Below are 25560 nucleotides of genomic sequence, written 5' to 3'. Positions count from 1 at the left end.
TCCATAAGAAAACGTTAGCAAAGAAATTCTTTGCAACTGCTCCGCTTTGCTGTTCTACAAAAACGGACTTTTGTGCCCATTCATAATTATTGTTGTTATCCATTGTATTCTAATTTTAGTTAAAGATAAGAATTGTTTGATTCATACAAAAGCTATGCCCCGAGTCTTTTTGTCAGGATTTCTTCAACTTTTTTGAAAATTTGCAAAGGTTTTAAGGTTCTCCATGCCAAATCGTCAAGTTCACCACCAAAGTTGATATAGTAATCTATATTACTGCTGCGGAACTCATCAATCACATGAGGTGTAAAATTGATCCCCGAAATCCAGCCATCTTCAACCTCCTGAAACCATTCTTCATAATAGCTGTCTTCTGAAGAATGAAAGTTCAGTATATTTTCTCCAATTAGAATAAATTTGTTGATGCCTTCATCCATCATTAGCTCCAGTATTTCGCGTTTGAGCAACATAATATCGTTGTTGATGGCATCGTTCCATTCACCGATAAACTCTATAATAGCGTATTGTCTGTCGTAATCGGCAAACAGAACTTTCAGATATAGCGTATTTGAGCCAAAATCATCCCACTGCGGATGAATCAGGAAATTATATAACTGTTTGTCAAAATAGAATTCGGAATATTCAGTGTTGAAAAAGGGTGAACGCTCATCTTCTGCTGCGATGTAATCATCGCGCCACTGATAGTAAGGTTCAATTTCGTGCATGATCTATTTATTATGACTGGCTTCTACTGCTTTGCGCACACTTCCATAACGGTTAAGCAGGTCTGCAGCATGATCGTAGTCTATGTTTAATTCGTCCATGACCATTTGGGTGCCACGGTCAACCAGTTTATGATTGGTAAGCTGCATATCTACCATTTTATTGCCTTTAACCCTGCCCAGCTTAATCATTACCGTCGTGCTCAGCATATTCAGTACAAGCTTTTGTGCTGTGCCTGATTTCATACGTGTAGAACCGGTCAAAAATTCAGGACCTACAATAACCTCTACAGGAAAGTCACTTTCCAGGGCAATTGGTCCACCTTCATTACACACAATACAACCTGTCAGAATACCGTTTTTTCGGGCGGTATTTAATCCACCAACAACATAGGGTGTAGTACCCGATGCAGCCAATCCGATTAGACAATCTTTATCATTAATGTGGTATTCCTGTAAATCAATCCAGGCCTGTTCCGTATCGTCTTCCGCATTTTCTACCGCTCTGCGAATAGCTGTATCGCCACCAGCAATAATGCCTACAACGTAATCAAACGGTACACCAAATGTAGGCGGGCATTCTGAAGCGTCTACTACTCCCAAACGTCCGCTAGTACCAGCACCAATATAAAACAAACGACCGCCGTTCTGCATTTTTTCCGATACCGCAGAAGCCAGTTTTTCAATTTGTGGAATGGCCTTCTCTACCGCTGAGGGTACACTTTTATCTTCATGGTTAATCCCTTTCAAAATTTCAAGAACGGACATTTTATCAATATCATTGTACCTGGACTCTTGCTCGGTTACTCTTATCATATACTATATTTTTGCTAAAATTCGTCAATTTCTTTCTAAACCGGAAATCCTGGAGGTGGTTTCAATGGATATCAACAAAAAAATAAAATTCCTGCTGTGTAAGGAGGCCATATCACTTAACTTATCAAGTTGAATTGAGGTTTGATTTTATTTGGCTGATCTTTCCCTGAAAGAAGATCGAAAACAATTCTGTCGTTCAGGGAGTTATTTAATTATGAAATTTTAGGCGGTACTGAAATGATCTAAGCTTTGGTGAAACCAGATTTATAAATATATTAAAAATGTACCTGCCTTACTTGTGTTATTAACAGGGTTATTTCCTAACTTTGTACAACATCTGCTGCATGAATAAAATTACCCGTCAAAATCTCATTATAGCACTCACTTATTCTGTAACTTTAATAGGCGGGATGTATCTTGGATTTAAATTTTTGAAAGATCAGGGGTATAATTTACAAAAGCAAACACTCAAAGCAGATAACAACAAGGAAAAAGTAGCGGAAATCATCCATTTGATTGATAAAAATTACGTTGATGAGGTCAATACTGATACTTTAAATCATTTGCCAATAGACAGCATTCTGCATCAGCTGGATCCCCATAGCATGTATCTTCCACCAGAAAAAGCAGCTGAACAATCCGATGCACTGGAAGGGAATTTTCAGGGAATTGGAATTGAATATTACATCCTGAATGATACACTTATGGTCACCAACGTGATTAAAGATGGTCCGGCCTATGGTTCAGGAATGCGTCCTGGTGATAAAATTTTGAAAGTGGACAGTGCTTTTGTAAGTGGCAAGCAATTGCCTAGAGACCAAATGATCGGGAGAATAAAAGGTAGAAGTGGTACCCCGGTGCAACTGCTGGTGATGCGTGCCGGTACCAGTCAGTCTGTTTTATTAAATGTTAAAAGAGGGCGGGTACAGGTGAGCAGCATTGACGCGGCTTATATGGTAACTTCCTCTACCGCTTATATCCGAATCAGTAAATTTGGTGCAAATACTGATGTAGATTTTACAGAGGCCCTCAGAGGCCTGAAGGCAAAAGGAATGTCTAAATTGATCCTCGATCTCAGAGATAATGGGGGAGGCTACCTCACTGCAGCTACCGGACTGGCCAATCAGATCCTTCCGGAAAACAAACTCATTGTATATACCGAAGGAAAGCATGAGCCAAGAACGGATTATGTCGCTACTGGGGGTGGAGAGTTTGAACATGGTAGGCTGGCCATACTGATCAATGAAAATACAGCATCGGCAAGTGAAATTCTTGCGGGCGCTGTTCAGGATCTGGATCGTGGGCTCATCATTGGGCGTCGTTCTTTCGGAAAAGGCCTGGTGCAGGAACAGTTTCCTTTTGGAGATGGTTCTGCATTGAATCTGACCATTGCCAGATATTATACCCCTTTGGGTCGTAGTATACAAAAATCCTATAAAAAGGGCTATGCAGCTTATCAGAACGAGTTGGAAGAAAGATTTAACGATGGTGAACTGACTGATAAAGGTTTGGGACCCAAAGATACCTTGAAGAAACATCCTTCTTTTGTAACTGGAGCGGGAAAAGTTGTTTTTGGTGGTGGAGGAATACAGCCGGATATTTATGTGAAAATGGATACGGTTGGTGTTAATAAATTCTATAATAGTTTGATTTCGAAAAAAATACTGTTTGATTTTGTGTTTGATGTGCTGGCCAACCGCTATAACAGCCACTATCTAGAACAGAATATGAATACTTTTAGTATCAGTTCTGAGGATTTTAATGCATTGGTAAAATATATTCAGAACAGAAAGATCATTATAGATCAGCATCAGCTGATGGCAGCCAAACCTGTGATCTGTAATGATCTTAGAGTATTATTGTATAAATACCATTTAGGTGATGCAGGCTATTACAAAGCACTGAATCTGAATGATAGTATGGTAAAGCAGGCCTTAAACAGCCTGCAATAATCCTTTTCTATTTTTGTCTGAAGTAAATCTGAATCGGTACACCGCTGAAATCAAAGTTTTCCCTTAGTTTGTTTTCAATGAAACGTTTGTAAGGTTCTTTAATGTACTGTGGCAGGTTACAGAAGAAGGCAAACATCGGTGAACTGGCATTGATCTGCGTCGCATATTTCACCTTAATGTATTTTCCTTTCATGGAAGGTGGCGGATAGTTCTCAATAATCGGAAGCATCACGTCATTCAATTTAGAGGTTGGGATTTTCTTGCTTCTGTTTTTATATACATCCAGAGCAGTTTCAATTGCCTGGAAGATTCTTTGCTTGTTCAGTACGGAGATAAAGATGATCGGCACATCTGTAAAGGGCTGTAACTTCTGACGGATCTGCTCTTCGAATACTTTAGCCGTTTTGTTGTTTTTTTCCACAAGGTCCCATTTGTTCACCAGGATCACAATACCTTTCTTATTTTTCTCTGCCAGGTGGAAAATATTAACATCCTGAGATTCGAGTCCCTCCATGGCATCAACCATCAGGATGACTACGTCAGCTTCTTCTAATGCCTTAATGGTTCGCATTACCGAATAAAACTCGATGTTTTCTTTTACTTTGGTTTTCTTACGTAGGCCAGCAGTATCAATAAACATGAATTCATGACCGAACTGGTTGTAGTGAATATGGATCGAATCGCGGGTTGTTCCTGCAATTGGGGTTACGATATTTCGTTCTCTTCCGATCAATGCATTGATCAGTGAGGATTTTCCAACATTTGGACGCCCAACGATCGTAATCTTAGGTAAAGCATTTTCTTCTTCTACTACATCTTCGAAATGGGTGATCACGTCATCCAGCAAATCTCCAGTTCCTGAACCGGTCATTGAAGAAATAGAATAGATCTCGCCTAGACCAAAACCGTAAAACACGGAAGCCTCATTTTCCAGGGAAGTATTGTCTACCTTATTTACTACAGTAAAAACAGGTTTATTGCTTCTTCTTAATAAAGAAGCGATCTCGTCATCCAGGTCAGTAATGCCTGTGGTCACATCAACCATAAACAGCAGTACAGTGGCCTCTTCGATAGCGATGATCACCTGTTCGCGGATGGCAGCCTCAAAAACATCTTCTGAATTGGCTACATAACCGCCAGTGTCAATAACGGTGAAATTTTTGTCGGTCCACTCTGCAACACCGTAGTGGCGGTCACGTGTAACGCCGCTAAAATCATCTACAATAGCTTTACGACTTTCAGTTAAGCGATTAAAAAGGGTAGATTTGCCTACATTTGGTCTTCCGACGATTGCGATAATGTTACTCATATGGGGTGTGAATTGTATTAATTATTGTATTAATTATTAAGGGGTTGCAAAGGTAGGTTTAATTTTCGTACCCGAAACTTTTTAAATAATTCTTTTTGCTGCGCCAATCTGGCAATACTTTTACAAAGGTTTCAAGAAAAACTTTCTGATCCAAAAATTTCTCAATATCCTTACGGGCCTCAGTGCCAACCTTTTTTAGCATAGAACCACCTTTTCCAATCAGAATGTTTTTCTGGGAATCGCGCTCTACAATGATTTCCGCGCTGATCCTGGTGATCTTTTCCTCTTCTTTAAAAGAGGTAACCACTACTTCAGTACTGTATGGAATTTCTTTTTGATAATTGTTAAAAATCTTTTCTCTGATGATTTCCGAAACAAAGAACCTTTGGTTACGGTCAGTCAGATCCTCTTTGTCATAATAGGCCGGGTGTTCAGGAAGAAAGTTTAAAACGGTTTCCATAATCCCACTTAGGTTATATTCATGCAAAGCAGAAATGGCAAAAACGTGTTTAGGGTTTAATTTCTCAGTCCAGTAAGTCGTTTTTTCTTCCACATCTTCCTGTGTAGCGGTATCAATTTTATTGATCAGGACAATGATTGGAATCGTAGTTTTCTCAATTTTTTCAAGTACATCGTTCTCGTCGTGTCCCTCATGAATGTCTGTAACAAACAAAATAAGGTCTGCATCAGAGAGTGCTCCGTTTACGGAACTCATCATAGAATCTTGCAACTGATACTTGGGTTTTATGATGCCCGGCGTATCAGAAAAAACAATTTGATAGTTTTCTTCGTTCACTATTCCCAGAATACGGTGACGGGTGGTCTGGGCTTTCGGGGTGATGATAGAAAGCTTTTCACCGATCAGGGCATTCATTAACGTTGATTTACCCACATTGGGCTTACCTATTATACTTACAAAACCTGCTTTGTGCGACATCGAAATATTTTTTAAAATAAATTTGCACTACAAAGAAACGAATTATATCTTTGCATTCCAATTCGGAAGAAGAGTTAAGGATTTAATATTCACTTTTGAAATTGTATAAAGTGCGGGGTGGAGCAGTTGGTAGCTCGTCGGGCTCATAACCCGAAGGTCATCAGTTCGAGTCTGGTCCCCGCTACCTAAGAAGTCGTAACCTTTCGGGGTTATGGCACTTCTTAATGGCCCGTTCGTCTAGGGGTGAGGACGCCAGATTTTCATTCTGGAAACAGGGGTTCGATTCCCCTACGGGCTACGATCCCGCTTTACGATAAGTAGAGCGGGATTTTTGCTTTTATATAGGTTTAAATAATATGACAAGCGGCTGAGCATGAATAAAATTGATGTTCTCGTAGAATTTCATTGCAGGCATAAATTTATGAGTCATTAAAGTCATGGTTGTTAGCTTTTGTTCTAAGGCATATTTTTCCATATGTTCAATCAGTATCCGGCCAAATCCTTTCTTTTGTAGGTGAGGGGCAATAAACAATTCATCAATATAAAGCTGTTTTCCCGTCCACCAGGTTTTGATATGCGCAAAAACGGCTCCGGCAAGCTTCTGCTCGTGGTATAGCGTAAAGCCTGTAAATTGAGCCTGACACATGTACTCACTGAGATAACTGACTGCATCTTCTGAGCTCCAGTGGTAATTCCAGGGCGCCTGATTGTAGGCCTTTTTTAAGGTCTCGGCACAGATTTCAATATCATTTCGGGTAATGGATTCAATGATCATATAACTTGCTTTTTGGATTGGACTTCATTTAAAGCTTCTTGTAACACCTGTGCAAGCTCTTCTACATTTGGTGCCTTGAACATGGTATCGTGGTCTCCTGTAACTTCAAAAACTTTAACACCTTTTACAGTATATTTTCGCCAGCCCAGGTATTTAAAATCATCGACAAAATAGGGTCGGGTCTTTGCTTTGAAAAGGTAGATATAGTTGTCAATTGGACTGACCTTGTAATTTCGAAGTGCGGCTGCGTTTCTTTCACTGATCAATTTTATCTGAGTGGTAATGCCGCTTTCTGCGTCTGTTTTTTTTGCAGACCAAGCCAATTCAATAATTCTTCTATTTTTCTGGAAAATAAATGGCGTTGATATTTTACGACGGAGGAAGGTTCTCTGATCAATGACTTTAGCTCCCAATAGAATTTTGGGAATTGTCTGATGATCTTCTTGGGAAGTTTAACGGTCCAGGATTTGTTATAGAAAATATTTTCTGCATTTGTATCAAAAATGCCCAGAAGTTTTACTTCCTTACCGGCAAGCCTGAGTTGCTTTTCCATTTCAATAGCAATGTATCCACCAAATGAATACCCTGCAATCGCATAGGGGCCATCTGGATTATGTTCTGAAATCTCTATAATATAATTCCTGGCGATATCAGCAATAGTCTCTATATTTTTATCGATTTTATCCAAATCTTTGGGTTGCAAGGCATAAACGGGTTGTTCTGCATCTACATATTTTGCCAGAGCTTTAAAGTTCAATACATGAAGCCCGTCACCATGTATAAGATATAGGGGTGTTTTATTTCCAGTTGATTTTAAGGCAACTAAACTTTCGTTCTTTTTTATTTTTTGCTCCTCCAGCGAAGATAGCAAGGACAGGATGGTCGGATATTTAAAAAGGGCCGCGACAGGGATCTTTTCCCCGGTTTTTTTCTCATAATGCGACATGATTTGTAGTGCCATAAGTGAATGGCCTCCTAATTCAAAAAAATTATCATGAATGCCTATTTTTTCTATACCAAATACTTCCTCCCAAATGGTGCAGAGAAGCGCTTCATTGTTCGGCAATAGAACTGATGGTTTGGAAATCACGTCTTCAACCTGACTTATGTTGAGGTCCAGCAATGCTTTTCTGTCAATTTTACCATTGATGTTTAATGGAAGTTCGGTCAGCTCTATCCAAAGGGAAGGTATCATGTATGCAGGTAAAATCTCTTTTAAGTTTTGGATAACTCCATCCCTTGTAAAGGTCAGGCGGGGGACTAAAAAGCAAATCAGGTATTTCTGACCAGAATTATCTTCTTTTGCCACCACTGCAGCATGCTCTATATCTGGATAGCGGCTAAGAGCGTTTTCGATTTCACCCAGTTCAACCCTGAAACCTCTTATTTTTACCTGATTGTCTTTTCTTCCTAGAAATTCCATGTTCATATCTGGAAGCATACGGCCCAAATCACCAGTTCGGTACATTAATTCTCCGAATTCAGGATTAAAAGGATCTTTTAAAAAGGCATTAGCAGTTTTTTCTGGTGAATTAGTATAACCCCTCGCTACTCCTGTTCCACCGATATAGAGCTCGCCCATACTCCCTATCGGCACAGGCCTTTGTTGTTCGTCGAGAATATAAAAACAAGTGTTGCTGATGGGTTTTCCATAAGGAATACTTTTCCAGTTTGTTTGTATTTGATCAATAATGAAGTAATTTGACCAGACAGTCGCCTCGGTTGCGCCTCCAAGTGAAATCACCTGTGCTGAGGGAAAGAAGTTTCTGACCCGCTCAGGCAGTTTTACCGGAATCCAGTCGCCACTTAAAAATATGATCCTTAAAGTGCTCTGAGTATAGCTTCTGTGGTTTAGTTCGAGGTCTTTGACCAGGTAATCTAAAGTTGAAGGAACCGAATCCCAGAAGGTAATGCGGTGGTCTTGAAGCATAAGCTGCAATGCTGTAATATCGTTGATTTGCGTTTGTCCGGCGATGACTAACGTACCGCCTGCAGCTAAAATTCCAAAGATGTCATAAACAGAGAGGTCGAAACACATAGAAGTCACAAATAGCAGGCGGTCATGACGGTCAATATTGAAACGGGTGTTTACCCATGTGATGAGGTTTACGGCAGAACAATGCTGAATCATTACCCCTTTAGGTGTTCCGGTTGACCCGGATGTATAGATGGTATAGGCCATTTGATGGCCATCTGCGGGCAAATTTAAATTACCTGTATCATAAGGAAGTAACAGCGTGTTTTGTAGATGTACCATTTGTATCCCTGAAAGGTGTGTCTGAGCCGTACAGACTTCATCTGCGATAAGTAATTTTACGGCAGAATTTGAAAGGATATATTGTTGCCTTTCTGCTGGATATTCAGGATCTACAGGCACATAGGATCCTCCGGCTTTCAAAATCGCAAACATAGCAATAATCATCTTAAAACCGCGGGCAGCTAAAATGCCTGCATTTTCGCCATGTTTTAACCCCAGTTGAATTAAGTGTCTGGCCAATTGGTTGGCACTTTCATTAAGTTCCTTATAACTCAGAGATGCTTCCCTAAATTCCAGCGCCGTATGATCAGGATGTTGTAACGCCTGTGCTTCCAATAACATATGCAACATTTTCTCTTTTGGATAAGGTGCTGCAGTATCATTGAATCTTTTTATTAGCTGAATATCATTCTGGGACAAGCCGTTTGTATCCTGCTCATTTTTGTGGTCTGAAGGGACGGGATGACTAAGCATAGACAAATTAGTTTAACTCACTAGTTGGCAGAGAAAACTGGTATTGCTTTTATTTAGTGAAAGATAACGAAATTTTCACTTACGTGGAATTTTTTTCATTAATTCTCTAACGGAGGTATAACCGGTCTCCTTGTTATATCCAGTTATGGAACAAGCTGTTTTTATTAAGGTAGAGTGTCGTTGCACCAATACAAGAAATAAAATAGAAAATTAAAAGGTTTAAACAGGTAATTTGTCGCTTGTTAAGCATATTTAAAGCGTGTTAAAAGCCTGTTTACTTCTTATTTAAGCAACACCAATCCCAAAAGCTAATTAGCCCTGACGTTATAAATTTTTATGTTTTTCCGGCTGTTTTGTTACTCTGCGTCCCGGCTTTCGTTTATTAGATAATAAAAGGTGGATAGATTTCTACCTTGGCTTATTTTTCACTAGTTTTGATTCAAGCAACCAAAGGATAATCATTTTCTGAAAGAATATTTTGTCGACTTCAGCTGTACATAACGAAAAAGATCTTTTACAACAGCTAATTGCGGGTGATGAACGCGGTTTTGCAGGTTTGTATGATCTGTACAGTCCGTCTATTCAGAAATTTATTCTAAGGTATGTGAATTCTTCGCCGCTCTCTGAAGACCTGACCCAGGAAGTCTTTATTAAAATATGGGAAAACCGATCCATACTTGCCGGGGTAAAATCCTTTAAAGCCTATTTGTTTGTAACTGCTCGGAACCACACCCTGAATAGTATGAAGGTGATCTTTAGATCTGAAGTAGCTATTGGTGAGGTTGTTGATAGTTTTGTACACCTTAGGAATGAGACCGAAGAGCAGCTGATGCATAAAGAATATCTGGTCTTCCTGCGAAAAATACTGGATAGCCTTCCTGAAAGGACCAGAGAGATCTTCAGGTTGTGTAGAGATCAGGAAAAAAGTTATGATGAGGTTGCAAAATCATTAAATATTTCCAGAAATGCGGTAAAGAATCACATGGTTCAATCGATGAAGGTATTGCGTTCTGCGGTAAAGAGTGAATATGGTATTTCTTTAAGTCTGTTCCTGTCTTTTATTTTTGGTTTGCATAGGTAAAACGATTTAAAATATAATTAAGCATATTTTTTTTCAATTTTAACTACCCTAGTCTTTCTTTTTATTGTCTTTATAGTTAGAGCCACAATATGGAAGAAGAAAACTACAAGGAATTAGTTCAGCGTTACCTGGAAAAAAAATCGACAGACGAAGAGCTGGAAGTTTTTGTGTACTTAATGAAGCAGGGTAAGCTGGATAAGTATCTGGAGGAAACAATGAATACTGATCTGTGCCTGGATCAAGATCAGATCAGGTTACCGGAGAAAAAGGGATGGCTCAAGCTTTTTCGTTGGCCAATGGCCGCTGCTATTACTTTAACTGCAGGAATGCTATTTTTCTTTTCAGTAAGAAAGCAGCAAACAAATACCCAGATTAGGACCCATGTAATTTATAATTCAGCGAATTCTGTATTAAAGAAGATTTTGCCAGATGGGAGTACAGTTTGGTTAAATCCTGGGGCGAGATTTACTTATCCTTCAAGATTTGGGGAATTCAGGGCAGTTAGTATGCAGGGTGAGATCTTTTTTGAAGTAGCGAAAGACCACCAGCACCCCTTTCTGATTTCAAGTGGGACAGTACTGACCAAAGTCTGGGGCACAAGCTTTCGTATCCGGTCTGTATCTGGAGAAAAAATCACTACAGTCTCCGTTTTGACAGGCAAAGTTTCTGTTAGTACGGCCTCTAAAGCCAAAAAGGAAGTCATACTGCTTCCTGAGGAAGAAGTGAGCTACAATAAAGCAGATCAGCACTTGCTGAAGGCGCCTATAGAACTGGGATCAGACATGATGGTTTGGCGCAAAGCAGAGCTTTCTTTTGAGGATACTGAATTATCAGCAATTATTCCAGCTTTAAGCAGGTATTACCATGTTCCAATATTTTTGAAAGAAGAAAAGCTGAAAAAATACAGACTTACGGCCGATTTTAAGGGCAAAAATCTACCGGATATCCTTGTGCTGATCTGTAAGTCTGTACAGTGCAGTTATACTAGTATTGGTAAAGAGATTACACTAACTACAGCAAATCAACAATTCAACCACTTATAAATAACCTAAAATTTAAACATCCTATGGAAAAATAAAGAAAACCTACCGTCTTATTGGAAAAGAAACAGAAGTGCTGTGAACACCTCTGTTTGAAATCATCCCTCGTGAATAGAACGCTGAATCCGTTCTAAAGGGAAATTATTTGTCTCATTATTTCAAAAGAAACAATCTAATTTATGAATTTATTTTTACAAGACCGTCTTGGCTTATTTAAAATTATGAAAGTCACATTAAGTCAGTTAGCTATTGCAATCATTGTGTCTGGTGTCTCTTACGCCAGGACAGGCAAAGCTCAGGATGCTGTCCTTGACCGGTATATTGATCTTTCTGCAAAGAACATTAGTTTGGAGACTGTACTCAAAAAGGTGGCTTCAAAGGCCTCTGTGAAGTTTGTGTACAGCAAAGATTTTATCAATACAAATCAGCTGATTTCCATTGATGCGGAAAGGCAACACCTGGGAAGTATTTTGAATAACATTTTAACCAAAAACAACATCTATTTCGAAGTTGTGAATGGAGATATTGTATTGCAACTGAAACCTGCGGCCAAACCCGGAAGTGCAGAAAATGCTCAAATTACCGTTACCGGTACGGTAACCAGCAATAGCGGGGAATCCTTGCCGGGAGTGAGCGTATTTATAAAAGGGACTGCATTGGGAACCAATACCGACGCATCTGGAAAATATAGTATCCAGGTACCCGATGGCAATACCACTTTAATTTTTGCTTACCTGGGTTTTGCGCGCAAAGAAGTTGTGGTAGGAAGCAGATCTGTTGTAAATGTGATCCTTACGGAGGATGCGCATCAGCTGGGAGAGGTGGTGGTTACGGCACTGGGAATCAAACGATCAGCGAAAGAACTGGGATACTCCACTCAGCAGGTCAATGCAAAAGAACTCACCCAAAGCCGCCCAACGAATTTAGCTGCGGGTTTATCTGGTAAAATCGCCGGACTACAGATTGTACAATCCAATAACCAGATTGATGCGGGTGACCAGATTCGGGTAGTACTGCGTGGTAACCGCTCTTTTCAAGGTAATAACCAGGCTTTGCTGGTACTGGATGGGGTAGTCGTGCCTTTGAGTTATCTGAATTCCATCAACCCAAATGACGTAGAAAGTGTAAACACACTGAAGGGTGCTAATGCTGCGGCATTGTATGGTTCAGAGGCTTCTAACGGGGTATTGATTGTAACAACCAAAAAAGGGGTAAAGGATGCTTCTCAGATCACGTATACCAATACCACTCAATTCAACCAACTGTCTTATTTTCCAAAAATGCAGACGCAGTTTGGTGGAGGCTCCGGCCAGGATATTTATGGTTTTCCACAGTACACACCATATGAAAACCAAAATTTTGGCGATCGTTTTGATGGCAGTATCCGTCCCATAGGCCGTACGCTTCCGGATGGTTCTATCCAGATGGTACCTTATGCAAATGCAGCAGATGAAAAGAAGAAGTTTTTTGATACAGGTATCGATGAACAAAATGACCTGAGTTTCAGCACAGGCAATGATAAGGGCTCTACTTATATCAATGTTCAAAGGTTAAACAGCAAAGGATATGTACCAGGTGATAAATTTAACCGTACAGCGGCAAGATTTAACGGCTCCCGTATTTTTGATAAGCTAAAGGTAGATTATAACCTGAACTATACTCAGAAGAACTATGATAAGTCTTATTCCCAGATTTATGACAACATTATTAATACACCAGCAAATATTCCAATTACGCAGTATAAAGACATCAATTCTGTTTATGGCAATATTAACAGTTTTTATAATGATTATGGCTTAAACCCTTATTTCAATCTGGCTTATCAAAGAACCAGGGAGAGAAGAGATGACCTGTTGGGGAATTTATCATTATCTTATGATGTTGCTCCCTGGTTAAACCTGACGGCAAGGGGAGGAATTACTACCTATACGATCAATGGTAAGAATACTAAAGAGGCTGTAAGCTATTCTGACTTTGCTCATGATAGTGGAAAAGGCATTGCTAATCCCCAAAATTCTCCGGGAACAGCATCAGACTATTCTTATTTTAACAGCAGGATGGAAGGAAACTTCCTGGCAACCTTTAAGAAAAAGGTGGGAGACCTGAACTTTACACTCATTGGCGGTTCTCAGGTCATTCAAAAGTCTAGCAGAACGTTGTCTGCAGGAACAAACTACCTGGTCATTCCTGATTTTTATAATGTAGGTTATCGTGCAGGTGATGCTATTGTAGGAGAGACCTCAACGAAAGACAGACAACTTGGCCTGTACGGTGATTTGACGGTGGGTTATAAAGATTATCTGTTTTTACATGCTTCTGGGCGGAACGATTGGGATTCGAGACTGGCACAGGAGAACAGGTCTTTCTTTTATCCTTCTGCTGATGTTTCTTTTATTTTTACAGAGGCTTTTCCTGTACTGAAGAATAATAATGTCCTGTCCTTTGGTAAGATCAGAGGTGGTATAGCTAAAGTATATGCTGTACAATTCTCCCCTTATTCCCTGGAGGCTACTTTTGATGTAGGTTCTGGTTTCCCTTATGGTTCTACAGCGGGTTACAGCGTTGGTAAAACAGTTTTTGATCCAAATTTAAAACCTGAGCAAACCGTTTCTTCGGAGATTGGGCTGGAACTGGGTTTCTTCAACAACAGACTCTCCTTGGAAACTTCGGCCTATTGGGAAGCGACAAAAGATCAGGAAATTATTAACGGTATCAATATCTCCAGTGCAACTGGCTTTACCAATGCTATTATCAATACCGGTGAGGGTAGGAACCATGGTGTAGAACTTTCCATGAAAGGAACACCAATACTCAGCGAGAACGGTAGGGGCATTACCTGGAATGTTGGATTAAATTATTCTTACAATCAGAACAAAGCCATCTCTCTTTATCAGGGGCTACCTAATTTAAGTATTGGCAATAACAATTACATTGTAAAGGATCAGCCTTATCCTGTGTTGATGGGCAATGGCTTTTCTACCGATCCGCAGGGGCGGACTATTGTAGATCCTGGAACTGGCTTCCCTGTTTTAAGCCAGACCAATATCCTATTTGGTCAAACGACACCCAAAAACATTCTTGGCATCAGCACGAGTGTAAATTACCACAATTTTACCTTATCCGGTACAGCTGAATACAGGAGTGGAAGTGTGGTGTACAGTGGCGCAGGAAGTACGATGGATTTTTCCGGAATCAGTTATGGTTCTGCAAGCAATGGCCGGGAACGTTTTGTGTACCCAAATTCTGTGATTGAGACCTCTCCGGGGGTATATGTGCCGAATACCAATATCACCACCAGAACAGGGGGAATTGACTACTGGGCGGGTTCAACTACACGTTATGGCGTGATGCAGAACTATGTGACCAGTGCAGCTTTCTGGAAGATCCGTGAACTTTCGCTTGGCTATGAAGTACCGGTTAAATACTTGAAACATATTAAATTCATCAAGAGAGCTAATGTTGCCCTGGTGGGTAGAAACCTGTTTATGTTCAGACCAAAAACCAATGTGTATACAGATCCGGAGTTTAATGCGACAACAGATAATGCACAAGGATCAAATAACCTGAACCAAACCCCGCCAACCCGTATTTATGGTTTTACAGCATCAATCACTTTATAATAACCAGAAGATGAACACAAAAAGATTAAAAATATGGAGTATAGCCGCTATCTGCGTATTAAGTGCTTGCTCTAAAGATTATTTAGATATCAATAAAAACCCTAATAAACCGTCTAATGTAACTCCGGGACTGGTATTGACCAATGCTTTGAATTCAACGGCGGCGAGTACGACGGGTTCTACGGAGTTCTACGCCTTTTCTGCGGCATGGATTGGATACTGGAATTTTAGTGGCGCTGTAGCTGCCTTTGCAGAAGAACGGAGCTATCAGTTTACCAGCAATTATGGTCCTCTGGTAAACATATGGAATAACTTATACCACAATCTGGAAGACTACGATTATGTAGGGAGAAAGGGTTTGGAGTTAAAGAATCCATTTTATGTGGCGGTTTCTAAAACGATGAAGGTCTATGATTTCCATAATCTGGTTGATATTTACAACAACATACCTTATAGTGAAGCCTTAAAATCTACTGCTGTGATCAGACCTGCTTACGACAAAGCCCAGGACATTTATGAAGATCTGGCCAAACAGCTGGATACGGCAGCTAGTTTATTTAAAGCAAATATTGGAAAGGTTAGTACAAGTGATGGCGCCTTTGACGTCATGTATAAGGGAGATGCCCTGAAATGGGGACGTTTTGCCAATACTTTGAAACTGAGGTTATTGTTACGCCAGTCGGAAATGCCTGGAAGGGCAGGCTATATCAACAGCGAAATTGCAAAGATAAATGCCAATGGAATGGGGTATATCGGTATAGAAAAAGATGGAGGTGCTTTTGTGAATCCAGGTTATACCAATTCTGATGGAAAGCAAAATCCTTTTTGGGCAAACTTTGGATATTCTCCTGCAAATGCGCCTGTAAACAATCACCGTTATTATATTGCCAGTGAGTATGCTATTAATTTTTATCAGAACAATAATGATCCCAGATTAGGCAAGTTATATACTACACTTAATGACGGGAAAGGGACGACCTATTCTGGTAGTCGTTTTGGGCCTACCGCAACTTCTCCCGCTGATGATCCGATCAACAGGTCTTCTATAGGAAGAGGTTTGCTAAAAGGTGCTGATATGTCACAGCCTTTGTTAACTGATTTTGAAAGTTTGTTCCTACAAGCAGAAGCCGCTCAAAGAGGTTATATTTCGGGTGCTGCGCGGGGATTCTATGAACAGGCGGTAACGCAGAACTTTAGCTATCTGGGGGCAGAGGGCGTAACCGCTTATCTGGCACAAAGTGACATTAGCAATTGGGATTTGGCAACAGACAAACTAAAACTGATCATTACACAGAAATGGGCTGCAATGAACGGAATCAACGATATGGAGTCCTGGGCAGATTTCAGAAGGCTGAACATCCCTGCCGATATCCCTGTTTCTGATAACCCCGCAGCTACAACCCGTAAGATTCCTGTACGAATGCTATATCCACAAAGCGAATACAATTACAACCCTGACAATGTATTGGCGCAAGGTCAGATCAGTCAGTTTACTTCCAGAATTTTTTGGGATGTTAATTAAATAAGATTAATAAAGCTTTTAACAGATGAAACCATTATGAGCAAACACTCAAAAACAACAATGAATATGCTCATGATAGCTTCATTACCGATGAAATAAGAATAATTTATATTCCAATGAAAAAATTTATTCCAATGAAAAGAATATTCACTTATATCGCTGCAATTGCGCTGGCAGGAAGTTTATCTTCCTGTTTAAAAGATAATTCCCAGCCTGATTTTACACAAAATAAACCAGTTATTGAACTTCCTGTAGGCTCTTCTGCAGGAAATGGAGCCGGTAATTCTATTGCTGCGTCCTTCACTATTTCAGAGACACCTTCTGATTACTTCATTTATGTAAATTATGCGGCGCCAGAGACAAATACTTCTGACGTGGGGGTGACATTGACAGTTGACGCGGCTGCCTTGACAAAATTCAATAGTGCTAACGGGAAAAATTATACGATGATACCTTCTAATGGTTACAGTTTGGCGTCCAATAAAATCACTATTCCTGCAGGGCAGAGAAAAGTGAAATTTCCGATAAAGATTAATACGTTAAATCTGGACCCTACTAAAACCTATGCCCTGCCAATTACAATTACTGATGGTGGAGGTTATACCATAAGCGGTAATTTTAGTACATTGATCTCTGTCATTACCCTTAAACAATCATGATAAAGAATAGGCTGTTTGTTGCTGGCCTGCTTTTAAGTGCCGGCCTTTATGCACAACAAAAAGAAGTAAAACTGATCAGCTATGTGAATCCATTTATTGGTACCGGAGCAGTGGATAAGAACAGCCTTTCAGGCAGTAATTTTCCGGGGGCTACAACACCCTTTGGTTTTGTTCAGCTGAGCCCGGATACACAGGATAACCCGGATAATCCGGCTTCAGGTTATGACTACAATGATAAAACTATTGTTGGTTTTAGTCATACTCATTTAAGTGGAACAGGAGTAGCTGATTTATTTGACATCTTAATGATGCCCACAACAGGAGAGATTCGTTCTGCGGCAGGTGATGAAAAAATACAGGGGAGCGGTTTCCGCTCCCGTTTTTCACACCAGGAAGAATCAGCCAGACCCGGCTATTACCAGGTCAAACTGCAAGATTACGGGATTAATGCGGAGCTGACTTCTACGGAACATGTAGGCATGCACCGATATACATTTCCCAAAACAGAACTGGCACATGTGATTCTTGACCTGGATCATTCCATGGACAAAAAACGCCCTTACTGGTCCTGCAAGATTATTGGAGCAGAGATCAGGATTGTGGATAATAAAACCATTGAGGGGTATCGAATACTGACTGGCTGGGCAAAATTAAGGAAGGTTTATTTTCATGCGGAATTCTCCCAACCCATTGTAAGCTCAGTTCTGTTTAACGGTAAGAAGGGATATGAACATGCTGCAGTGCAGAATGGAACCAGTATCAAAGCAGCCTTAAACTTTGATGCCAGGGCCCAGAACGAACTTTTAGTTAAGGTTGCACTCTCGCCGGTAAGTATAGAGAATGCACGGGAAAATATGAAAGTTGAGCTTAATGGATGGGATTTTAACCAGGTGGTACAACAAAGTTCCGATCAGTGGGAAAAAGAACTCCGGAAAATAAAAGTGGAGGGTACACCTGTTCAAAAAGAGATTTTCTATACAGGGCTTTATCATGCTTTCACGCAGCCCAATAATATGGCTGATGTGAACGGAGATTATCAGGCTTCAGATCTGTCCATTAAAAATGCAGCGGATAAAAAGCATTATTCTACTTTTTCCCTTTGGGATACTTTCCGTGCGGCACATCCTTTGTATACTTTAGTTCAGCCGGAGCGTACAGCAGATTTTATCAACAGTATGATGCGCCAGTACGATACCTATGGTTATCTTCCCATATGGCAGCTTTGGGGAGATGAAAATTATTGTATGATTGGAAATCACGCCATTCCGGTCATCGTTGATGCCGCTTTAAAAGGGATACAAGGATTTGACCTGAACAAGGCTTATGAAGCGGTAAAAGGTTCTTCTATGCTTTCTCATCCGGGATCACCTTTTGAGGTATGGGAAAAGTATAAGTATATCCCCGAAGACCTGCAGTCACAATCGGTATCGATTACTTTGGAGATGGCTTATGATGATTGGTGTGTAGCACAGTTGGCACGTAAATTGGGAAAAACAGAAGACTACAAACATTTTATGAAACGTTCAGCTTTCTACAAAAACCTGTACGATCGGCAAAGTGGTTTTTTCAGAGCAAAAGATAAGAATGGAGTCTGGCTTTCGCCTTTTAACCCGCTGCAGTATGGCGGAAACGGTGGAAATCCATATACTGAGGGAAATGCCTGGCAATACTTTTGGTTTGTGCCGCAGGATGTACCGGGTCTGATCCAGCTGGTAGGTGGTGTTGAGCCTTTTACAGCGAAGCTGGATACTTTTTTCTCTCTTAAGGATCTTCCGGGAGAGGTAAACGGAAATGCTTCTGGTTTTATTGGACAATATGCACATGGAAATGAGCCAAGTCATCATGTGGCTTATCTGTATAATTATGCAGGACAACCCTGGAAAACACAACGCTATGTGGCCAAGATCCTGAATGAATTGTACAATAATTCCTCATCGGGTTATTCAGGCAATGAAGACTGTGGTCAGATGTCTTCCTGGTATACGTTCAGTGCAATGGGCTTTTATCCGGTAAATCCTGTCAGCGGCATTTATACGATTGGATCTCCGGTTTTAAAGGAGGCCACCATAAATTTGGGAGATGGAAAGCAGTTCCACGTGTTTGCTAAAAATGTTTCAGAAAAGAATGTCTATATCCAATCTGTAAAGCTGAATGGCAAAACGTACAATAAGACTTATATTACCCAGGACAATATTGTAAAAGGGGGTGAACTTGAGTTTGTAATGGGGAGTAAACCCAACTATAAATGGGGTATTGACAAGAAGGACGTTCCCCCAGGTTAGTATGTCCAACTCGGGAAACTGAATGTTCTGGACGATGCTGACCCCACGTCAATGTGCATAAAGAATGAGTTTGATTATCTCACTGGGAGGTAATATCCAGAATCGGGTCAGCATCGTCCAGGATATTCAGTTAGAGACCTTTCTTCGATAATAATAGCTAACGAAGCTTTTAAGAGTCTTTAATGTATTTCCTAATTTAATTTGCTTTCCATATAAATTCATAGTAGATTCAATGGCTATGAAGGCATTGCCTTCCGACAAACCCAATATCATTGGGTTATCAGTTAAGGGATCCTGGCTGGGTTCTTAAGGATCTCTTAGTGGGCTGATGTTATCGGTAGTTTCTTGTTGAGATGTAGTTGCTACATTCAGGTAAACCAAATGATAAATTCTGTTCATATTAATTATGAAAATGCTATGAAAACACTACAATTTAATGTGCCAACTATGGAAGGTCAAAGCCTGACTGTACAAGAAGATGTAATGGACTCTTTCTACCCGCATTTTCACAGTCATCAAGAAGCGCAATTAATGTGGATCGTAAAAGGCAATGGAGTTTTGGTGGTTGAGAATACGTTGCATCCTTTTAAAGAGAATGATATTTTCTTTTTGGCAGCTAATCAGCCCCATGTATTTAAGTCGGTATCGCAAGATCGTCTTTCAAATGAATCACGCTCCATTTCTGTTTTTTTTGATCCGAATGGAAAATTGAAACCCTTGTTTTCTCTAGGAGAGCTTGATTCCTTAAATCAATTTATATATAGTAACCCCCAAGGGTTTAAAATCCCAGAATCCCACTTTAAGTCGGTTTCTGAACGTGTGTTACAGGTTAAGTCGGCGGTTCAGATCGATAAGTTGATGCATTTTTTTTATTTGTTGAGATCTTTGGCCAACGTTTCCAAAGAAACAGATCCCCTTTGTGCAGAAAGGATTGAAGAAGTAAGCCTCGAAGCAGGGACTAGCGGTAGCCGAATCACCTTAATATTTAACTATATTAAAGAGAATTTCAAAAATGAACTTACGCTGGCGGATGTTGCTGAATATGCTAACCTGACCCCACAAGCTTTTTGCAGGTATTTTAAAAAGCATTGCGGAATTACTTTTGTTCATTATTTAAATCGAATTCGGGTAAAGGAAGTCTGCAATCAATTAAATGAAGATTATCTAGATAGTGTGTCTTTTATCGCCTATAACTGTGGTTTTAATAGCATAACCAATTTTAACCGGGTTTTTAAACAAATCACAGGCTGCAACCCGAAGGAATATGTGCAACAATATAAGCAAACGCTCTACTCACGAATCTAAATTGAATTCTATTGAAATGGAGTTATGGCATAAACTGTTTATTTAACATTTGAGGTTAATAATTAAGTAATGATGGTTAAGATACGGTTAGCATTCAAAGTCTGGTATGAATAGCTTAGTTTTTACAAACACATTAAAGCTATATAAACTAATACTATTGAAAACAACTTTACTAACTATTTATGAACAGAAAAAGTATTCTACTACTAGCTGCGGGCATACTCGTAAGTTCTGTAGTTTATGCACAAACGATTTTGAGAGGAAGAGTGATTGATGAAGAAGGGAAGCCTATTCCAGGAGTTACAATTAAACTGAAGAATGGTGCAGGTGGTACTCAAACCAGGGCAAATGGCGAATTTACAATTAGTTATAATCAGGCAGGAGTGTTAAGTATTTCTGCAATTGGCTATGAACACAAAGAGGTGAATATCACCAGTCAAACCTCGGTTGAAGTGACTTTATTGCCGGATAATAAAATCTTAAACGAAGTTGTTGTTACCGCAATGGGTGTTACCCGGGAAAAGAGGTCTTTGGGTTATGCCATCCAGGACGTAAAGGCTAAGGAACTGACAAGCGCGGGTCAGCTATCTTTGACAGGATCACTGACCGGGAAGGTTGCTGGCGTACAGGTCAATCAATTTGGGGGAGCCATAGGTTCTTCTGCGCGAATTTCAATCAGAGGAAACACTTCTTTGTCATCCGATCAACAGCCGCTTATCGTTGTTGATGGTGTGCCTATTACAAATAGCACCCAAAGAAGTGGAGACAATACATACACGGGAGTCGATTATGGGTCAGGACTAAATGACATCAATCCCGAAGATATCGAAAGTGTAACGGTGTTAAAAGGGGGATCTGCTGCTTTATATGGTATGCGCGGAGGTAAGGGCGTCATTATGATTGTGACCAAATCCGGGAAGCACGCAAAGAATGGTGTGCAGATTTCTTACGATGCCAATTTTACCATGGATAGAGCGGCGACGATACCCAAATATCAAAATCTATATGGACAAGGCTCCCGCGGGGATGAATTTAGCTTTGGAGATTCTGGTAATGGATTAACGTACCAGCAATATGCTCAGGAAAAGTCTTTTTCTTATGTGGATGGAGCAGGTGGAGGAGTAAATGATGGATATGATGAATCCTGGGGACCCCGGTTAGATAAGGGGTTGAACCTTCCGCAGTTTAACAGTCCTGTAGTCAACGGAGTTAGACAGGCCACACCCTGGATCTCACACCCTTCCAATGTAAAGGACTTCTTTCAGACTGGCTATTCCCAAAATCATAACCTTTCGCTATTGTCTAAAAGTGATCGTTCGTCGACCAGAGCATCTATATCTTTCCGGGATCAAAAAGGAACCGTACCCAATACCGATCAAAAGAAATACAGTGCTCAGTTAAACAATGACTATAAAATAAGTGATAAAGTATCTTATGACATCATGTCAAGCTTCATCAGAACAGAAAGCGACAACTTGATTATGCAGGGATATGACGGTGCCAATCCTATGAATGATTTGATTTGGTTTGGCCGCCAGGTGGATATGAAAGACTTGAAGAGTAAGTGGGATCAACGGGATGCACAGGGTAAATACACCTATTACAATTGGAATTCAAACTACCACATGAACCCCTATTATACCATGAACGAATCTATCAACTCATTGCAAATGAATCGTGTGTTTGGAAAGTCCTCCCTCTATTATCAGCCATTTGATTTCTTAAAATTTGAAGGGCGTTTAGGTTTGGATTATAGCAATGTCAATCGGTTCGAGAGAAACTATTTTAATTTTGATCATCTAAACGGTAGTTTTAGTGAAAATAAAAATAGTCGTACAGAACTTAACCTTGACTTTTTGGCCAATTTTAATAAACAATTTGGCGAGATTAACGTGTTGGGTACGGTTGGTGCAAACTATCGTGACTATCAACTGACCTCGAATACCCTGGGAGCGAGTGGTCTGAATGTACTGGGGGTTTATACTATAACCAATAAAATCGGACCTGCCGATGCGTTAATGGATCACGAACAAAACCGTTCAAACTCCGTTTATGGACAAGCGTCGGTTGGCTGGCGAGATCAATTGTATTTGGATTTGACTGCCCGGAACGATTGGTCTTCTACACTGACTAAATCCTTCTTTTACCCATCAGCCAGTTTAAGCTGGATTCCTACGAGTTCTTTTGCAAATATAAAAGGGGATGTTTTATCCTTTCTGAAATTGAGGCTCAATATTACGAAGGTAGGAAATGCAACAATTCCTTATGCTAATGGAAATTATTATTACGCACAAACTGATGCTTTTAACAATATGGCGCAAATGTATAAAGGCATGACTTATGCGTTGAGGGATTTAAATCCCGAAGCCCTTTACACCTGGGAGACGGGTGCCGAAATAGGGTTATTTAAAGATCGCTTACACGCGGATTTTACCTATTACCATAAAAATGCAAAAAATCAGTTACTTTCAGTGAGCACCTCCAACACAGTAGGTTTCACCAAATTGTTTTTAAATGCAGGTAATATCGAAAGCAAAGGTGTCGAGCTTCAATTGAGGGGCGATATCCTTAAAAAGGAAAAGGGGTTAAACTGGACCACTACGGTGAACTTTTCTAAAGATAATAGTAAAGTGTTAGAACTAGATCCGCAATTAGGCCTGACAGCCTATCAAATAGGTTGGACCTGGGGAATTGCGAATATGGCGAGAGCAGGTGAACCCTGGGGAACCTTGGTTGGACCAGGATATGATCGGGTAGAAGACGGGCCAATGAAAGGTGCGATTAAAGTGACAAGTGCAGGACTTATCCAAAGTAAAGATGCGCAAAATATTGGTAATGTAGTGCCAGATTTCTTGTCCAGTATGCGCAATGATTTTACTTATGGGGACTTTAGTTTTGGCTTTATGCTGGATTTTCGTAAAGGTGGTGATATTTGGTCGCAAACCATGTCGCATAGTTATGCAACAGGTGTTGCGGAGATTACAGCGGAAAATGGCATACGGGAGAGGGCAATTGTTGCGGGCAGAGATGTTATGAAAGGCGAAAGGTTTGCGATTTCTGACGGCAAAGGGGGCTGGGTACAAAATACCATAGAGACCAATGCCCAGGATTGGTATGAAGGTGGTGGTATTGCTGCCATGTCCGTTTTTGATGGATCATTTCTGAAATTAAGAGAGGCCTATTTAACCTACAATTTGCCTCAACGTCTCTATAGTAAAATTAAAGGGATTAAACGTGCCAATATATCTTTAATTGGATCTAATCTGGCTTTACTCTGGGTGCATAAGTCCAATACCATGCGTATCGATCCCGAATCGGGTGGCGTATCAAGTGATTCCAGGGGAGTTGGGTTTGAACAGGCAACGGTTCCAAATTCACGTAGCATTGGTTTGAAACTTGGAGTTACGTTTTAATCCTTTGCACTGTTTGACAAGATTATTTTTCAATGGAATAAAAAATCAGAAAGATGAAGAATTTATTATATAAAATTAGATATACATTCCTACTTGCCTTTGTTTTTATGGCGGGTTGCACAAAGAATTTTGAAAAGATCAATACGGATCCGGATGCATTGCCGGATGTTCCGCCTCAAAATATGTTGATCAATGTGCTTCGAAATGCAGGTGAACAGTTTGGAGGAGACATAGACGGCTATGGGACCTTTGCAGGTTATATTGTTAAAATTCAGTATCCGGATAATATGAGCGGGCTGACTCCTACGAACAATACCTATGGAAATCGTTGGTATGCTTGTTACTACAATAATACCCAAATGAATGATCTGTTAAAGAAGACTGAAGATAAGGCGGCTGGTTTCAAGAATATTAGAACCATTGCGCGCATTTGGCAAAATTATATGTGGTCCTATCTTTTGGATGGTTGGGGAGATGTACCCTATACGGAAGCGTTTATGGGAATGCCTGGGGATGGGAATCTTCTAAAACCGAAATATGACAAACAAGAAGATATTTTTCCTGCAGTGTTGGCGAATCTAAAAAAGATAGCGGATGAAATGGCTGCAGGACTGGGAACAGATAATGTGGGTGATTATGATATCGTTTATAAAGGGGATATGGGGAAATGGCAGAAGTTCTGTAACTCATTGCGGCTTCGAATGGCGATGCGTATTTCAGCGGTCGCCCCGGCACTTGCGAAATCAACGATTGAGGAAATTGCCGGAAATATGAATAAATATCCAGTTTTAGAAACAAATGCAGAGAATTGTTACTTATACTGGCCTGGAAATTTGCCTTATATGGAACCCTGGTACAAATCAGGAATTAATGGTAAACGAATTGACAACTGGGGAATGTTCGATATTTTTATTGACTACTTAAATGAGGTAAAAGATCCGCGAATTGCCGCTGTAGCACAAAAAGCGAATACAGGAACGTATGTTGGTTATCAAAATGGTCTGCCTTCGGGCCCGGCTGTGTTAAGATCTGTTTCCTGGATAGGGGAATATTATATGAATAATCCGTCAGGATATACACCATTCTACAAATCATGTGAGACCTATTATATTTTTGCCGAAGCGGCAATGCTGGGATATAATGTAGGAATGACTGCCGAAAGTGCTTATAATAAAGCTGTAATGATTTCAATGAAAGACAATGGAGTTCCGGATGCCGATGCCCAAACCTATCTCGCTGGCAAAGGTAAGTTTGACAATACTAAGGAAAGAATATGGTGGGATATGTGGACTGCATTGTTTAAGGAAAATTATGAAGCATGGAGCTTATACCGAAGAACAGGAATACCTTCTACAAATTATCCTGCTATAAATTCGGCATTTAAAGGCAAACATAATGA

Annotated in this window: 17 protein-coding genes and 2 tRNA genes; 12 read left to right on the top strand and 7 right to left on the bottom strand. The window is 40.2% G+C overall.

Annotation, left to right across the window (positions count from 1 at the left end):
* Window positions 1-152 precede the first annotated feature (152 nt).
* Both DBR11_RS06255 and murQ read right to left on the bottom strand, forming a co-directional pair.
* Window positions 153-722 (bottom strand): hypothetical protein, encoded by a 570-nt coding sequence (locus DBR11_RS06255; protein ID WP_108550750.1) that lies wholly within the window; start codon window positions 720-722, stop codon window positions 153-155.
* Between the two features lie 3 nt (window positions 723-725).
* On the bottom strand, window positions 726-1535 hold the full coding sequence (murQ, locus tag DBR11_RS06250) for an N-acetylmuramic acid 6-phosphate etherase (RefSeq protein ID WP_108550749.1): 810 nt from the start codon (window positions 1533-1535) through the stop codon (window positions 726-728).
* A 344-nt stretch (window positions 1536-1879) separates the two neighbouring features.
* On the opposite strand from murQ, the gene DBR11_RS06245 reads away from it, so the two are divergent.
* Window positions 1880-3487 carry a S41 family peptidase gene (locus DBR11_RS06245; protein ID WP_108550748.1) on the top strand — a complete coding sequence of 536 codons (1608 nt, stop codon included), beginning with the start codon at window positions 1880-1882 and terminating at the stop codon, window positions 3485-3487.
* Between the two features lie 7 nt (window positions 3488-3494).
* Here DBR11_RS06245 and der read toward each other — a convergent pair whose 3' ends face one another.
* Both der and era read right to left on the bottom strand, forming a co-directional pair.
* Complete coding sequence (gene der / locus DBR11_RS06240) at window positions 3495-4796, bottom strand: ribosome biogenesis GTPase Der (protein ID WP_108550747.1); 1302 nt, start codon at window positions 4794-4796, stop codon at window positions 3495-3497.
* A gap of 58 nt (window positions 4797-4854) precedes the next feature.
* The gene (gene era / locus DBR11_RS06235) at window positions 4855-5733 is read right to left on the bottom strand and encodes a GTPase Era (protein ID WP_108550746.1); all 879 of its coding nucleotides are present in this window, start codon (window positions 5731-5733) and stop codon (window positions 4855-4857) included.
* Between the two features lie 111 nt (window positions 5734-5844).
* Between era and DBR11_RS06230 the strand changes: the two genes are divergently transcribed.
* Together DBR11_RS06230 and DBR11_RS06225 are read left to right on the top strand one after the other, a co-directional pair.
* A tRNA-Met gene (locus DBR11_RS06230) sits at window positions 5845-5917 on the top strand.
* Window positions 5918-5959: 42 nt separating this feature from the next.
* Window positions 5960-6031 (top strand) — tRNA-Glu (locus DBR11_RS06225).
* A gap of 39 nt (window positions 6032-6070) precedes the next feature.
* Here the strand turns inward: DBR11_RS06225 and DBR11_RS06220 are convergent.
* Genes DBR11_RS06220 through DBR11_RS06210 form a run of 3 tightly spaced genes read right to left on the bottom strand, consistent with a single transcriptional unit; the run spans window position 6071 to window position 9239 of the window.
* Window positions 6071-6508 carry a GNAT family N-acetyltransferase gene (locus DBR11_RS06220; protein WP_108550745.1) on the bottom strand — a complete coding sequence of 146 codons (438 nt, stop codon included), beginning with the start codon at window positions 6506-6508 and terminating at the stop codon, window positions 6071-6073.
* Window positions 6505-6774 (bottom strand): hypothetical protein, encoded by a 270-nt coding sequence (locus DBR11_RS06215; protein ID WP_146186476.1) that lies wholly within the window; start codon window positions 6772-6774, stop codon window positions 6505-6507. Before DBR11_RS06215 ends, DBR11_RS06220 begins: the two co-directional genes overlap by 4 nt.
* A gap of 2 nt (window positions 6775-6776) precedes the next feature.
* On the bottom strand, window positions 6777-9239 hold the full coding sequence (locus DBR11_RS06210) for an amino acid adenylation domain-containing protein (protein ID WP_108550743.1): 2463 nt from the start codon (window positions 9237-9239) through the stop codon (window positions 6777-6779).
* A 478-nt stretch (window positions 9240-9717) separates the two neighbouring features.
* Here DBR11_RS06210 and DBR11_RS06205 point away from each other — a divergent pair, with 478 nt between their 5' ends.
* The 9 genes from DBR11_RS06205 to DBR11_RS06165 form a co-directional block, all read left to right on the top strand.
* Window positions 9718-10320 (top strand): RNA polymerase sigma factor, encoded by a 603-nt coding sequence (locus tag DBR11_RS06205; protein ID WP_108550742.1) that lies wholly within the window; start codon window positions 9718-9720, stop codon window positions 10318-10320.
* Between the two features lie 89 nt (window positions 10321-10409).
* Complete coding sequence (locus DBR11_RS06200; RefSeq protein ID WP_108550741.1) at window positions 10410-11363, top strand: FecR family protein; 954 nt, start codon at window positions 10410-10412, stop codon at window positions 11361-11363.
* Window positions 11364-11581: 218 nt separating this feature from the next.
* On the top strand, window positions 11582-14980 hold the full coding sequence (locus DBR11_RS06195) for a SusC/RagA family TonB-linked outer membrane protein (protein WP_158275222.1): 3399 nt from the start codon (window positions 11582-11584) through the stop codon (window positions 14978-14980).
* Window positions 14981-14990: 10 nt separating this feature from the next.
* Window positions 14991-16502 (top strand): SusD/RagB family nutrient-binding outer membrane lipoprotein, encoded by a 1512-nt coding sequence (locus DBR11_RS06190; RefSeq protein ID WP_158275221.1) that lies wholly within the window; start codon window positions 14991-14993, stop codon window positions 16500-16502.
* A 134-nt stretch (window positions 16503-16636) separates the two neighbouring features.
* Complete coding sequence (locus tag DBR11_RS06185; protein WP_158275220.1) at window positions 16637-17161, top strand: DUF1735 domain-containing protein; 525 nt, start codon at window positions 16637-16639, stop codon at window positions 17159-17161.
* Window positions 17158-19443 carry a GH92 family glycosyl hydrolase gene (locus DBR11_RS06180; protein WP_108550737.1) on the top strand — a complete coding sequence of 762 codons (2286 nt, stop codon included), beginning with the start codon at window positions 17158-17160 and terminating at the stop codon, window positions 19441-19443. Before DBR11_RS06185 ends, DBR11_RS06180 begins: the two co-directional genes overlap by 4 nt.
* A 417-nt stretch (window positions 19444-19860) precedes the next feature.
* Window positions 19861-20748: an AraC family transcriptional regulator gene (locus DBR11_RS06175; RefSeq protein WP_108550751.1), complete on the top strand. Its 888-nt coding sequence runs from the start codon at window positions 19861-19863 to the stop codon at window positions 20746-20748.
* Window positions 20749-20930: 182 nt separating this feature from the next.
* Window positions 20931-24161 carry a SusC/RagA family TonB-linked outer membrane protein gene (locus DBR11_RS06170; RefSeq protein WP_108550736.1) on the top strand — a complete coding sequence of 1077 codons (3231 nt, stop codon included), beginning with the start codon at window positions 20931-20933 and terminating at the stop codon, window positions 24159-24161.
* Between the two features lie 53 nt (window positions 24162-24214).
* A partial coding sequence (locus tag DBR11_RS06165; RefSeq protein ID WP_108550735.1) for a SusD/RagB family nutrient-binding outer membrane lipoprotein occupies window positions 24215-25560 on the top strand: 1346 nt, incomplete at its 3' end.

The sequence above is a fragment of the Pedobacter sp. HMWF019 genome (assembly GCF_003061025.1).
In the GTDB taxonomy this organism is placed as follows: Bacteria; Bacteroidota; Bacteroidia; order Sphingobacteriales; family Sphingobacteriaceae; genus Pedobacter.
This window is presented reverse-complemented; position numbering and strand designations above follow the sequence as displayed.

Bases quoted from the DNA above. Each gene is read 5' to 3' on its own strand.
- DBR11_RS06255 (WP_108550750.1), bottom strand. From the start codon at position 722: ATGCACGAAATTGAACCTTACTATCAGTGGCGCGATGATTACATCGCA.
- murQ (WP_108550749.1), bottom strand. From the start codon at position 1,535: ATGATAAGAGTAACCGAGCAAGAGTCCAGGTACAATGATATTGATAAA.
- DBR11_RS06245 (WP_108550748.1), top strand. From the start codon at position 1,880: ATGAATAAAATTACCCGTCAAAATCTCATTATAGCACTCACTTATTCT.
- der (WP_108550747.1), bottom strand. From the start codon at position 4,796: ATGAGTAACATTATCGCAATCGTCGGAAGACCAAATGTAGGCAAATCT.
- era (WP_108550746.1), bottom strand. From the start codon at position 5,733: ATGTCGCACAAAGCAGGTTTTGTAAGTATAATAGGTAAGCCCAATGTG.
- DBR11_RS06220 (WP_108550745.1), bottom strand. From the start codon at position 6,508: ATGATCATTGAATCCATTACCCGAAATGATATTGAAATCTGTGCCGAG.
- DBR11_RS06210 (WP_108550743.1), bottom strand. From the start codon at position 9,239: ATGCTTAGTCATCCCGTCCCTTCAGACCACAAAAATGAGCAGGATACA.
- DBR11_RS06200 (WP_108550741.1), top strand. From the start codon at position 10,410: ATGGAAGAAGAAAACTACAAGGAATTAGTTCAGCGTTACCTGGAAAAA.
- DBR11_RS06195 (WP_158275222.1), top strand. From the start codon at position 11,582: ATGAAAGTCACATTAAGTCAGTTAGCTATTGCAATCATTGTGTCTGGT.
- DBR11_RS06190 (WP_158275221.1), top strand. From the start codon at position 14,991: ATGAACACAAAAAGATTAAAAATATGGAGTATAGCCGCTATCTGCGTA.
- DBR11_RS06185 (WP_158275220.1), top strand. From the start codon at position 16,637: ATGAAAAGAATATTCACTTATATCGCTGCAATTGCGCTGGCAGGAAGT.
- DBR11_RS06180 (WP_108550737.1), top strand. From the start codon at position 17,158: ATGATAAAGAATAGGCTGTTTGTTGCTGGCCTGCTTTTAAGTGCCGGC.
- DBR11_RS06175 (WP_108550751.1), top strand. From the start codon at position 19,861: ATGAAAACACTACAATTTAATGTGCCAACTATGGAAGGTCAAAGCCTG.
- DBR11_RS06170 (WP_108550736.1), top strand. From the start codon at position 20,931: ATGAACAGAAAAAGTATTCTACTACTAGCTGCGGGCATACTCGTAAGT.